This is a genomic window from Methanocalculus pumilus (assembly GCF_055382585.1).
The window spans coordinates 923,025-936,145 of the sequence record NZ_AP042393.1; the positions used below are offsets into that span (position 1 = coordinate 923,025).

At 50.1% G+C, this 13,121-nt stretch carries 9 protein-coding genes; 2 read left to right on the top strand and 7 right to left on the bottom strand.

The features are described 5' to 3' along the window. Window positions 1-62: 62 nt before the first annotated feature. From ACZ44I_RS04895 to ACZ44I_RS04920, 6 genes are all read right to left on the bottom strand, one after another. Window positions 63-1,112, bottom strand: coding sequence for a restriction endonuclease subunit S (locus ACZ44I_RS04895; RefSeq protein WP_464548220.1), 1,050 nt, complete (start codon window positions 1,110-1,112; stop codon window positions 63-65). Beyond that, entirely contained in the window at window positions 1,096-1,803 is a 708-nt protein-coding gene (locus ACZ44I_RS04900) for an HsdM family class I SAM-dependent methyltransferase (RefSeq protein WP_464548218.1), read from the bottom strand. Before ACZ44I_RS04900 ends, ACZ44I_RS04895 begins: the two co-directional genes overlap by 17 nt. A gap of 34 nt (window positions 1,804-1,837) precedes the next feature. Further along, complete coding sequence (locus ACZ44I_RS04905; protein ID WP_464548216.1) at window positions 1,838-2,521, bottom strand: class I SAM-dependent DNA methyltransferase; 684 nt, start codon at window positions 2,519-2,521, stop codon at window positions 1,838-1,840. A 105-nt stretch (window positions 2,522-2,626) separates the two neighbouring features. Next, window positions 2,627-5,191 carry a type I restriction endonuclease subunit R gene (locus ACZ44I_RS04910; protein ID WP_464548214.1) on the bottom strand — a complete coding sequence of 855 codons (2,565 nt, stop codon included), beginning with the start codon at window positions 5,189-5,191 and terminating at the stop codon, window positions 2,627-2,629. Between the two features lie 219 nt (window positions 5,192-5,410). Next, a complete protein-coding gene (locus ACZ44I_RS04915; protein WP_464548213.1) occupies window positions 5,411-5,938 on the bottom strand; it encodes an NYN domain-containing protein in 528 nt (175 codons plus the stop codon). A 247-nt stretch (window positions 5,939-6,185) separates the two neighbouring features. Then, complete coding sequence (locus ACZ44I_RS04920) at window positions 6,186-6,365, bottom strand: type II toxin-antitoxin system HicB family antitoxin (protein WP_464548211.1); 180 nt, start codon at window positions 6,363-6,365, stop codon at window positions 6,186-6,188. Window positions 6,366-6,732: 367 nt separating this feature from the next. Here ACZ44I_RS04920 and ACZ44I_RS04925 point away from each other — a divergent pair, with 367 nt between their 5' ends. Both ACZ44I_RS04925 and ACZ44I_RS04930 read left to right on the top strand, forming a co-directional pair. After that, on the top strand, window positions 6,733-9,930 hold the full coding sequence (locus ACZ44I_RS04925) for a DEAD/DEAH box helicase (protein WP_464548209.1): 3,198 nt from the start codon (window positions 6,733-6,735) through the stop codon (window positions 9,928-9,930). A 306-nt stretch (window positions 9,931-10,236) separates the two neighbouring features. Then, on the top strand, window positions 10,237-10,431 hold the full coding sequence (locus ACZ44I_RS04930) for a hypothetical protein (RefSeq protein WP_464576607.1): 195 nt from the start codon (window positions 10,237-10,239) through the stop codon (window positions 10,429-10,431). Between the two features lie 416 nt (window positions 10,432-10,847). Here ACZ44I_RS04930 and ACZ44I_RS04935 read toward each other — a convergent pair whose 3' ends face one another. Next, a complete protein-coding gene (locus ACZ44I_RS04935) occupies window positions 10,848-13,061 on the bottom strand; it encodes a heavy metal translocating P-type ATPase (protein ID WP_464548206.1) in 2,214 nt (737 codons plus the stop codon). Window positions 13,062-13,121 lie beyond the last annotated feature (60 nt).

The window sequence follows — 13,121 nt, forward strand, 5'->3', positions numbered from 1 at the left end:
TGGAAAAATTAGATCACGATAGCGGATGCTCTCATTGGGTGGCTGAACCCAAAGTGGCAAACTTAGGTTATCATCTCTCTTCCTTGAGATGAAAGAAGCCATATTGTAACAAATTGGCGATTAATATCTTGATTTAGCCTGATTCTAATTATATGGTTCTGATGAAGGCATGGATCTACACTTCCATCCCATTGTGCAACCCTTCCAATTTGTTCTTTACTTCCATTACCTTCAACAACCAGCAAATCCCCTTGTTTGAGTAAATATCGATCCACTTCTGCTTCTCTGACACCTATTGTCTTAATTTCGGAGAGATCTAACTTATTAGAATACACATTTGCTACACGGAGGTAGGGCATTTTTAGTTCAAACTGATTTCGTGTGCTATTTTTTGTTAATCCGCCTGATACTTCTCCAATTTCAGAAATCTTAGTCCAAATCCATTTTTGTGGAAGATCAAATTGGTGGTAATCATGATGTTCTTCATAAGGTGATTGAAGTAAACCCGGATCATCTCGATCAATTATTCCTGTAAAAAAGAGCTCCCGCCAATCCTCCGTCAGCCTCCCCTCACACGCAGCGGCGAGCACCGACTGCCGGAACCGCTTCATGATCTCAGGCACCCGTGCCAGGCGGGCTTCAGTCGCATCCAGCCGGGCAAAGAGGGCTTCGATGGCGCCGACGATTCGGTGCTGTTCAGCGAGGGGTGGGAGAGGGATAACTAATGATTTTATAATTTTTTGTGTTATTAGTGGCTGTGAACTACCTGTTCTCAGAGATAACCAGTCTACTGTTCTGAAAAAGAGTATTAACCACTTGAGCATTTCACTTTGTATTGGCTTTACAACGAGTGTGTTATCAGTTACCCAAGCGTTTGTGTGATATACGTTTAGAGAACCTGCCGCCCCAACCCGGCCAAGAGCAACTATGGGTGGATTAAAGTTGTATTTATCAGTCCACCCAATTGGTCCTCCTGCACCTGCAACGGGATATGGTTTCTTAGGTTCCTTATCATAATCGGTTGCTTTTATGAATTTACCACTGGATATTGTGATAATATCCTTTAATTCCTTTGAAACCCACCCCTCCGGCAGCTCACTCCTCTGTTGCATAGCCATTTCCTATCATGTCGAGGATCGCCTTCAGCTCTTCCACTGCTTCCTCCAGCTCGTCTATCGCCTCGGCGGCGAGTTCCTCGGGGAGGGGGAGGGCCTCGCCGGTGCCGAGGGAGTCGTCACGGAGCCACTTGAGGGAGTCGATCTTGTAGTTGAGCTCCTTCAGCTCGGTGATGTGGAATGACCGCCAGCGATCCTCGGCGGAGTCGCCGGGGTCGCGGGGGGCCCGGCCATTCGGATCGGGGCCATAGCACTGCTCGAAAGCGGCGAAATAGCCGGGGGTGAGTGCCCGGTCCTTCTTGGTGATCTTTGGGACATTTGTCCGGGCATCATAGACCCAGGTCGTTTCGGTCGGGAAGCCCTTTGTAAAGAAGATGACGTTCGTCTTCGTGCCGGGGGAGTACGGGGTGAAGGTGCCGTCGGGGAGCCTGAGGACGGTGTGGAGATCATTGTCTTCGCAGAGGAGCTCGAATACCTCCCCTGCCTTATCGGCGAAGAGGACATTGTCCGGCACCACAATCGCCGCCCTCCCGCCGGGCTTTAAGATCGTCATCACGTGCTGGATGAAGTTCAGCTGCTTGTTGCTCGTCTCGATGACGAAATCCTCACGCTCCGGCGATTGGGCCGCCCCCTTTGTCCCGAAGGGGGGATTGGTCAGGACAAGATCGAACCGCCGGGAGTCCGGCACCTGGTAGATGGAATCGCCGAGCTTGATCTCGGGTTCAAGTCCGGTGGAGGAAGAGGTTCATCAGGGCGAGCCGCCGGGGCCGTTCCACAAGCTCCTGCCCATAATAGGTACTAAACTTGATCCGCTTGACAAGATCGCGGTCAAGTGCCCCGCCCTCGGTCTGTGCTTTCAGCCATTCATACGCACAGACGAGAAAGCCGCCGGTTCCGCAGGCCGGGTCGATGATGGTGAACTCCCGGTGGTTCCGGGGGTCCGGCTTCATGCATCTGACGATCGCCTGGATCAGAATCCTCGGCGTGAAGTACTGGCCGGCTCCCTTCTTCCCCTCGCTTGCCGCCTTCTGGAGGAGCCCTTCGAATGCAGCCGCCTTCACATCGACATCGAGGGCCGTCCATTCGGTCTCGTCGATTAAGCCGATCAGCTTCTTGAGGGCGACTGGGTTATTGAACCGGGAGAGTGCACCGGCGAAGATATCGCCGAGGAGGCCGTCTGCTTTCCCAAGCTGCCTGAGCAGATCGAGATAGTGTTCGGTGAGCTCGGTGCCGGACTTCTCCTTGAGGGTGTTCCAGTCACAGCCATCCGGCATCTCGACCTCGCGTTCCGTTGCCATCTTGAGGAAGAGCAGGTACGTTATCTGCTCGATATAGTCGCCATAATCGATACCTTCGTGCCTCAGCGTATGGCAAAAGCCCCAGAGTTTTTGAACAACGTCACTCATGCTGCAACTGCCTCATTAAATTCCTTCAGAAGTCCGGCCAGTTCATATTCAAATATCCGGTCGGCCGGCCTCCATCCCCCGTGATCTGCAAAGACCGGGATGATATCAAAAGTCCTCTTTATCTATGGAGAGGTTTGCGGTTAAATGTGCCCGGATGCGATCCAGCCAGACCTGCTGTTCAGTAGTGAAGGTCTTCCCCGCAGCCACCTTCTCAAAGGCACGGGAAACCCGCTCTTCTGCCGTCAGCAGCTCCTCTTCTTCATGGGCGGCATGTTTCACCATCGAGATGATATCCACAAGCGCCTTCTGATACCGAACCGAGTGCGCCCGCTGGAGATTTTCGAGGGTGAACCGCTGCGGTGTCGTCTCAAGCTTCTGTTTCAGCTCAGAGAGTGCATCGGTTCCCCATTCCTGAGGGCGGTCGAGGAGGATGCCAATCGCCGCAATTTTTTCAGGGTTCTCCTTCACAAACTGCGAGAACTGGGCGAGATAATCCCCCGGCTTCAACTCATTGCCGGAGGCATCCCGGACCACCCAGGTGGAGGTGACAGTATCCTGGGTGGTGTAATCAACGATGAAGGTCTTCCTCGGGCGGGGATAGTCCTGAAGCAGCTCCTGGAATTTCGGATCCCGCAGAATTCTCATCGTGGCGGTGAACTCCTCTGCAAGCCGTCGATCAAGAGATACTGCGAACTTCGCAAGATCACCACCTTCTATATACGCACTGAAGAGATCGCGGGCCTCGCCTGACATCTCCTTGTCGATCCTATGCAGCCGCTTCACAAGAATCCGGGTGTTGTATGCCCGATCCTGGTTGTTCCAGATCTCCTCGATGATCCGGGTGATCGGCTTCGTCTCCCGCTCAGGAAGCTCTGCGGTGATCCCGGTGACGGTATTGAAGTAGGCGAGGAGCGATCCCCCGAAACAGTCGAAGACGACGAAATGCGATTTGTCCGGGTGATGTTCCCCTTTGCGGGTGCCCCGCCCGAGCATCTGTTCGAAGAGGATACGGGATTTCACGGCCCTGAGGAAGACGATATACTCAAGATCAGGGATATCGACCCCGGTTGAGAGGAGGTCAACCGTCACCACGATACCGGGCATCTTCCGGTTTCTGAAGAGGCGGATCTGCTGGAGCGGGCGATCCACTTTCCCGGTGATCTTCTGGACAAAGGAATCGCCTCTCCCGAAGGTATCACGGGCGAGATCCACCAGCTGGTCGGCATGGGAGATATGCGGGATATCCTGTGCAGCAAAGATGAGGGTCTTTGGGAACCTGCCATACCGTTCCTCGTGTTCCAGTGCAAGGGTCTTGATCTCTTCAAGGATCTTTCTGTTCGAGTCTATTGAGGTGATCTTTCGTTCTATCGTATCGACATCAAATTCCCGCTCGTCTTCGAGTACATCGATGATTCGGCTGCCGGTTTCAGGATCGATCTGATCGATCGTCTCGCCTTCTCTCAGGAAGATCCCTTTCATCCGCACATCGGATTCGATGGCGACAATATCGTAATCGACAAGATAGCCATCCAGAACAGCCTGCTTATACCCGTATTCGTAGATCTTCTCCTTGAAGTACCCCATCGTGTGTGCTGCCGGTGTGGCGGTGAGGCCGACCTTGACCGCATCAAAATGATTGAGGGTATTTCTCCAGATCGAGAGCTCCTGCGAGGAATAGCCCCGGTGGCATTCGTCTGCGATGATCAGATCGAATGCATGGATAGGAATGTTGAGGGTGTCGGCATCACCGTCTTCATCATCCACACAGGAGAGGGCGGCAGATCTGCCGAAGAGGTTGATGATCATCCGCTGGATCGTCGAGACATACACAAAACTATGGGCGGGCTTGGGATCGGTCAAGTAGGAGTTCGGAAGCAGATTTGATGAAAACGCCTCCTTCTCATCAAAATCCTCCTTCTGGAACTGCTGGCTGTAGACCTCATAGGTCTTATCAAACTTCAGGCCCTGCTCAGTCTCAAACGAGGCAAAGGCCCGCACCGCCTGTGCAGCCAGTGCCCGGCGATCGACAAGGAAAAGCACCCGTTTCGCAACCCCGGCCTTCATCAGCCGGTAGACAAGGTTCACCATCGTGTAGGTCTTCCCGGTGCCGGTCGCCATTGCAAGGAGCATCACCTGCTTCCGGTCTTTGATTGCCCGGCCGATCGCATCGCAGGCCTCCCGCTGGTATGGCCGCATCATGGCATTGTCCGGGGTCTCGAAGAATCTGGATACTGCCTCATTGAAACGCCCTCCAAGGAACTCCTTCAATGCATCAGGTGTATGGAAGGTAGCTATCTGCCGGGAACGGTTCAGAGAATGCCGGATATCGTGGTACCAGATCACCTCGCCGTTTGTCGAATAGAGGAACGGAACCTTGAGGCCATTGAAGTTAAATGGACTTCCGGAAACCCCGGCAGCATACCGCTCTGCCTGGGTGAGCACGTTCTGCGGCCCGAGTGTCAGCTTCTTCGCCTCGACAATCCCGAGGATCACGCCATCAAGGACGAGAGCATAATCGGCAGGGCCGTTTGTGGTCGGAAACTCCTCAATGGCACACCGTGTGTACTGGCTGAGGGGCGTTCCCTCCCTGTATGGCACCACATCCCACCCGGCAGCACGCAAAAGGGGGTCGATCCGCTGCTTCCGGGTCTGGCGTTCGGTAAGATCCATGGTGGGTGTCCTCTATCGTTATCGGTATTCTGGTCGGGGGGGGAGGCGAGGTGATATCTCTGAGGTTGCTTTGCTGATTGCTTCGCTTTATTGTTAAGTAGGAGTGGCGGTTACGATAAAGATTGTGAAAAGGGGTTGAGGGGGGAAGGTGTAGTTTTGGAGAAGAAGAGGTTTTGAGTGTGAGATGAGTGAATTTCAAGAGGTGTTGGGGTCTTGTCCTTATCTTTTTACAGTATCAAAGAAATTCTGATTCATCTCAAATCTCTCGTCAACAGATGCAAGAAGCTCATCGTGGATGGATTTTTTTGAATAAACCAATCTAGTTATGACACCGGCATCCTTGGCAGCTTCGATAGCTGGAACAAAATCACTATCTCCAGCGATAATCACCGCATAACCAATCTGATGAGACCAACTTAATCGGACTAATTCGACGGCCATTAGGATATCAACTCTTTTCTGTCTGAATGATCCATCGTCAGTTCTTTGCAACTTCCCAAATCTCATCTGAAATCGAGGAAGGCCTTCTATAATGTCTCTAAACTTACAATAATTGCTATATCTCTCTTTTTCTTCTACAGTAGGATGGTTGCTTTGATATGGCATACAATCATAGAAATATGTCCGTAGTCTTTCGTTCCCATCACTAACCTTATCTGAAAATAATTCGAAATTTATCTTCAAGCCATTTGGAACGATTTTAGATAGATAGCCATTATCAATAAAAATAGCGCACCTATTTGTCATAATAGTAAAAGGAGCAATAATAAGAAGAAACTATCGTCCCAATAAAGGAACGATAGCGCATATAACAATACACAGTACTCTCTCAAAACTTAAATAACTTCTCCTAAGTCAGATTGAGGTGTCGATTCAATATCTACAGGTGATTCCGTGGAAGAAGGGTTTTAGAAATCAAGGCAGTTCCCGGTTTTTGAGGCTCATGTTCTAAGGGAAATGATGAGTGTAACCTGGTGGACGAATAGATCCCATATCAATCAGAATTGGCGGCACAATCCTCAAGATACAACTCAATGGCTTCTCGTGCCATCGTTATGGCCTCCTCAATGGTCTCCCCGAAGGTGACGCAGCCGGGAAGCGTCGGCACGGTGACGGTATACCCGCCTTCCGGCTCTCTTCGGAGGTGGATACGATAATTCAGGCTTCTCATCATAATGCACCCTTGCATGTGATGGTACAATATCGATTGTACCGATGATGTATAAAGGGTATCCGTGAGGGTGTCATCCTGTTTTCGCTCACCCAAAACTGATCCACTTCTCCACACCTCAATTCACCTTCAAACCGCCACAGGTGAGCCATTTGTTCCCGGCATTGACAGGTGTGATCTTGTGTGTGAAGCAATAGTAAAACGGGACTATCGTCCCAATAAAGGAACAATAGCGCATATAATACTCCAAAATAATTCTTGAAAGGATGTTCACCACTCCTTTCCTTTGTTCCACCTATTTCTTCCCGCACTCTCCTCTTCTCACCTCCAACACCAACAACCTTTTCGTGATTTCCAGTCATGTTCTAATATGGCTCTCCCCTCCTCCCTCCCTCCGGGCATCTATGAGCAGCTCATCCATGAATATCTCTCATCCAAACTCAATCTCCTCGATAGAGATCGAATTGACATCCAAAAGGAAAAACTCGAAAAATATGATCCACAGGTGATCCTCTCTCGGTATCTTCATTCATTAATCCTGAAGATGCTCAGGATCGCTGATGAGAAACATACATCTCTCGACAAACAAATTCTCATCTGTAACGAGATCATCCAGCTTGTTTCATCTCAGATGGATTTTGCACCTGCTGAACTCTGCAAAATAACGAGAGATGCTGAGCTCCTCCTTGCTATCAAAGAGAGGGAACAGACTGGTGTTCATTCTGAGGGGATCTCTCCCATTGGAGATTGGGGGGTTGATCGGCCACGAACCTCGATAGCACAGACCAGTCTCTTTACCGGATCCCCAAATGAGCCAAGTCTGGCAAGTGAATTCAAACACGAGATCCAGTCATCTGACAGGATTGATCTCCTCATCTCATTTATCAAGTGGAGTGGAATCAGGTTAATCATCGATGATCTGAGAGACTTTGTGAGCCGGGGGAATAAACTCAGGATTATCACAACCTCATATACCGGAGCAACTGATCTCAAAGCCATCGAAGAACTCACAAAACTCCCAAATACAGAGGTGAAGATCTCCTATGATACCGATCGTACCCGTCTCCATGCGAAGACCTATTTATTCCACAGAAATACTGGTTTTTCAACTGCCTATATCGGATCTGCCAATATCTCAAATCCCGCAATAACAAGCGGCCTTGAATGGAATGTCAAAGTAACCGAACAGGATTCATTGGATATCATACGGAAGATTGAGGCTACATTTGACTCATATTGGGATAATCCGGAGTTTATCCTGTATCGGCATGAAGATCAGGATCGATTGAGACGGGCTCTTTCAAAAGAAAGGCCAAAATATGATGAACTGGTGCCCGTCTTTGATATCCAACCCTACTATTTTCAGAAGGAGATACTTGAGAAACTTCAGGCTGAACGACAAATCCATAACAATTACCGAAATCTGGTTGTTGCCGCCACCGGGACAGGGAAGACGGTTATCTCTGCATTTGATTACAAGAGCCAGATCGCCCGACCAAGGCAGTACCCACGCCTCCTCTTTGTTGCACATAGGGAAGAGATCCTCAAGCAGAGCCTGTCTGTTTTCCGGGGGATCTTACGAGATCCGAATTTTGGTGATCTTATGGTTGGAGGACATAAACCCTCACAGATTGATCACCTCTTCATCTCCATTCAGAGCCTGAATAGTGCCGATCTCCCTGCTCGTACTACCCCTGATTACTATGATATGATCATCGTGGATGAATTCCACCATGCTGCTGCTCCATCGTACCAGAAACTCCTCACCTATTATATGCCACAGATCCTCCTTGGTCTGACTGCAACTCCCGAACGGATGGACGACCTTGATATTCTGGAGTACTTTGATGGGAAGATCAGTGCAGAAATTCGATTGCCAGAAGCGATTAACCGGAAACTCCTCGCCCCGTTTCACTATTTCGGAGTAACAGACATCATTGATCTATCGGGTGTCTCGTGGAAACAGGGGAAGTACGACATAAGGGAGCTCTCACAGATCTTTATCGCATCTACGCAACGGGATCAGAGAGTAGATCAGATCATTCTGGCAATTGAGCAATATACCACAGATATTCATGATATCATTGGCCTTGGATTCTGTGTCACTATTGATCATGCGGAGTTCATGGCAGCATCATTCAATAAAGCTGGTATCGCTTCTGCTGCTCTCCATGCAAACAGCTCAAGAGAAGAGAGAGATACGGTTCAGGGCCGGTTGAAATCCCGGGAGATTCACTTCATCTTCATCGTTGATCTTTACAATGAAGGCGTTGATATCCCAGAAGTCAATACCATTCTTTTCCTCCGGCCAACTGAGAGTCTCACCGTCTTCCTCCAGCAGCTTGGCCGTGACCTTCGCCTCCATGAAGGAAAGGAGTGCCTGACTGTCCTTGATTTTGTTGGCAGACATAATACACGGTATAGATTTGGTGAAAAGCTCATGGCCCTCCTTGCACCGGGTGGGAAGAACCTTTATGACCAGATTAAGAGGAATGACTATGTACTCCCGAAGGGATGCCATATCCATCTCGAAAAAGTAGCTCGGGAGAATATCTTAGAAAATATCAAGGCAAATCTGACGAATAAACGGTATCTGATCAAACGAATAAAGGCATTTGAAAGAGAGACCGGAAAACAACTGTCCTTTAAAAACTTCCTTGATCATCATGCACTCAAACCACTCGATGTCTATCTGATAGGAACATTTACTGACCTTGCCTCTGAGGCAGGTGTCTATCCAGAGAAATATCAGAGAGAGAAACTCTTTTCTAAAAAATCTGCTCAACGCTTATCTTTTATTGACTCCCCCTTCGCAATCACATGCATCCAGTCATTCCTGCATGATCCAAGAACGTTCTCCTCCCGCTCACTTTCCCCACAGGAGGAGCAGATCATCTCTCTCTTCTATTATTCTCTCTATGATGAAGCACTACATGAACAGGCTATGATAGGAGATGGTCGCCATCTGGAACGTGCCTTTGCCGATATCCTTCAAAACAGTGAGATCAGGGATGAAATAGTTGATCTCCTAAGCTACAACTATGAACATATCGATTTCATCCCAAAACCAATCGATCTTGGGTATGAAACGCCCCTTGAACTCCATTGTACCTACACCCGCGATCAGATCTTTGCCGCTCTCGGCCACCATACTCTGACAAAACGAGCGAGTGCAGGAATGCGTGAGGGTGTCGTCTATCTTGCCGATAAGAAGACGGATGTCTTCTTTATCACCCTGAACAAGACTGAGGAAGCCTACTCTCCCTCAACAATGTATGATGATTATGCAGTGACTGACACTCTCTTCCATTGGCAATCCCAGAGCACCACATCTTCATCATCGGGGACCGGCCGCCGGTACATTGAACATCAACGATTGGGAACAACAGTCCTCTTCTTTGTCCGGGAATACAAGAAGGTAGGCGGCATAACTCAGCCATATATCTTCCTTGGTCCGGGCCGCTACATCTCTCATGAGGGAAGCCGGCCCATGAGCATCATCTGGGAATTGGACTCACCAATGCCGCCAGCCCTCTTTGCAAAGGCGAACAAGGCAGTGGGAGGATGAATAACAATTTTTCCCAAAAAAACTATCTGCACATGTCGTCACTTAACCTTCTCCTCTCTGTTTCAACAGATGGGAACTAAACGAGGCACATATTTATCTGGGTTGATTAATCGTTTCAGGTAGGCCTCTGATAATTATGGACATAGTATGGACATAGTATGGACATGTCCATAACTTTCGTTTCAGTTATGGCTATGCTTATATGTCCATTTTCATTTCTTTCTTTTCTCCCTCTCCATTCCTCCGCCCCCTCCTCTAATGCAACACTGTTAATATAATAACTACTCCAATACCTGTATGGCTGCGATGAAAAGGATCCCAGTATCGGAAGAGGTCTGGGCCGCAATCTCCGATCTGAAGCAACCCGGCCAGACCTTCGACGACCTCCTCTCCTCCATGGCAGAGCAGGAGAAGAAGCGCCGATTTATTGACGATATGGATCGAATCGAGGTCAACCGGGATTTTGTGGAGCTGGACTTTGACGCTCCTGGTACTGATTGACAAGAAGACCCTTGCGAGTATCCAAAGCCTCAGTGAAAAGAGCCAGCGTATAGTTGTGATCCGCCCATTTGATTGTGCTTCATCTGGCTCAACCAAACATGTTCCGCCCTCTCCCCCTCCTCTCCTCTCCAAACCCAAATTATCACTGATACCTTTATATGCTATCACTGAAATGTGATAGCCCTCCCCTCCCCGCCATATTCATTTCTCACGATAGTTGATCTCCACGAATCACAATCTTCCCTTCTCTCCCTCCCCTCAACGCCCCCGTCCTGCTCATCTGAGGAATATACATCTCCCTCCTTCCTCCAGAATGGATCTTCTCAAAGATCTCCTGGATTGCTGATCCGCGTTTATGTGAAGCCGGATCCGACATATAAGATCCGGGTGCCTTTGATCGGCACCCTCTCTCCTCATCACAACCCATAATCCTCCCGGAGATTCACCCGCCGGAGCAGCTGGGCATTTGCCGCGACGATGATGGTACTTGCCGACATCAGGACGGCACCAACCGCCGGGGATAGCATGATGCCAACAGGTGCAAGGATGCCTGCGGCAAGCGGCAGTGTAATCACATTATATCCGGCGGCCCAGACCAGGTTCTCCTGCATCTTGCGATAGCTTCTCCTGCTTAAGTGAATGAGGGCGACCACATCACGGGGGTCATTTTCCATTAATATGACATCCGCAGACTCGATCGCGACATCAGTCCCAGAACCGATCGCAATACCAACATCGGCACGGATCAGTGCGGGGGCATCGTTGACACCGTCGCCGACCATCGCCACAAACCGCCCCTGCTCCTGCAGTTCGCGGATCTTTTTATCCTTGTCTTCGGGCAGCACTTCGGCAAAGACGATCTCAACACCCAGTTCTTCTGCAACCTTCTCTGCAACGGCACGGGAATCTCCCGTCAGGATGGCAACCGTGATCCCCATCTTCCGGAGTGAGGTGACCGCCTCATAACTCTCCGGCCGAACAATATCGGCAAGTGCTGCTGCTCCGATCACCATACCATCCACGATCAGATACATGACTCCCTCTCCTCGTGATGCTGCCGCATCAGAGAATGCCCGGATCTCTGCATTCGGTGTCAGTTCAAGATGGCTGAGAAGATTGGGACCCCCGACATAGACTGTGGACCCCTCCGCCGCTTTTGCATGTTTATCATCTCCCCGCTCTCCTGCACCTGCGCTGAGTGTCGCACGGATACCTCTGCCTTTCAGCGTTTCAAATCCAAATACAGCCGGGATTGAAACTCCCCGGCGGCTGGCTTCGTTGCGTATAGCCCGGGAGATCGCATGTTCGGAATCCCCTTCAGCCGCCGCCATAAGGGCAATAACATCATCTTCGGTCTTTGAACCATCTGATACAAGATCCACCACACCCTGTTCACCACGGGTGAGGGTACCTGTTTTATCAAAGACAATGGTATCCAGTCTCCGTGCCTCTTCCATTGCAATACGGTTCCGGATCAGCATACCGTTGCTTGCTGCAAGTGAGGTATTGATCGCAACCACAAGCGGAATTGCAAGACCAAGAGCATGGGGGCATGCAATCACAAGAACCGTGACGACCCGTTCAATAACGATAATACCAAATCCAAGAGCGATCGTCCAGGCAACAGCGGTAATCACTGCAACAGCGATTGCCGCATAAAAGAGCCAACCTGCGGCCCGGTCTGCAAGTATCTGTGTATGGGATCTGCTCTGTTGCGCTTCATATACCAGTCGCATGATCCCCGATAACGTGGTCTCGTCACCTGTTGCGGTGATCCGAACACGGAGGCTTCCGTCCTGGTTGATGGTACCGCCGATGACCCGATCCCCGGACTCCTTCCTGACAGGTATTGACTCACCCGTAATCATTGCTTCATTGACATCGGACTCCCCTTCCTGGACAATGCCATCTGCCGGAATGTGGGCTCCCGGTCTGATGAGAACCAGATCATCAGTCATCAGGTCGTCAACGAGGATTTCTTCGGTCTCGCCTGAATCGGTCAGGCGCTCTGCGGTAGATGGGATGAGCCTGGCCAGTTCATCAAGTGCCCCGGATGCCCGCCGGATACTCCGCATCTCAATCCAGTGCCCGAGCTGGAAAATGACAATCAGTGTGACAAGTTCCCAGAAGAGTGGCTCTCCGATACCAAAAAACGCTGCTCCAAGGCTGTAGACAAATGCAACAATGATTGCAAGTGAGATCAAAAGCATCATCCCGGGCTTGCGGTTCTCTGCCTCAACCGCACCCATCCTGAGGAAAGGAACACCTCCATAGAGGAATATGATTGTTCCAAGCACTGGCGCCAGATATACACTTCCAGAAAAAGCAGGTGCGGTATAGAAGAACCACTCCTGCAACATAGGGCTGTAATAGAGGACAGGCAGAGAGAGGAGAAGAGAGACGAAGAAACGACGCTTAAACATCTCCTCATGACCGGAGTGATCGATATGTGAACCATGGTGTTTATCTCCGGTATGTGAACCCCGGAATCGCGGTTTTTGATCTGCAATGGCCCCCTTGTTCCCTTCACAGATCCTGCATCCCGGGCAGTGACAGCTGGTGGGTTCTCTCCCCCGGGACTGCTCTTCTCCTGGCTGGTTATGAGTATGATCGTGCTGCTTTTCGCTCATCTCTTCATCCTCCGGATTATGGAATGAGACTGGCTTGGTGCAGATTCATAAAAAAGTATC

Bases quoted from the DNA above. Each gene is read 5' to 3' on its own strand.
- ACZ44I_RS04895 (WP_464548220.1), bottom strand. From the start codon at position 1,112: ATGCAACAGAGGAGTGAGCTGCCGGAGGGGTGGGTTTCAAAGGAATTA.
- ACZ44I_RS04905 (WP_464548216.1), bottom strand. From the start codon at position 2,521: ATGAGTGACGTTGTTCAAAAACTCTGGGGCTTTTGCCATACGCTGAGG.
- ACZ44I_RS04910 (WP_464548214.1), bottom strand. From the start codon at position 5,191: ATGGATCTTACCGAACGCCAGACCCGGAAGCAGCGGATCGACCCCCTT.
- ACZ44I_RS04915 (WP_464548213.1), bottom strand. From the start codon at position 5,938: ATGACAAATAGGTGCGCTATTTTTATTGATAATGGCTATCTATCTAAA.
- ACZ44I_RS04920 (WP_464548211.1), bottom strand. From the start codon at position 6,365: ATGATGAGAAGCCTGAATTATCGTATCCACCTCCGAAGAGAGCCGGAA.
- ACZ44I_RS04925 (WP_464548209.1), top strand. From the start codon at position 6,733: ATGGCTCTCCCCTCCTCCCTCCCTCCGGGCATCTATGAGCAGCTCATC.
- ACZ44I_RS04930 (WP_464576607.1), top strand. From the start codon at position 10,237: ATGAAAAGGATCCCAGTATCGGAAGAGGTCTGGGCCGCAATCTCCGAT.
- ACZ44I_RS04935 (WP_464548206.1), bottom strand. From the start codon at position 13,061: ATGAGCGAAAAGCAGCACGATCATACTCATAACCAGCCAGGAGAAGAG.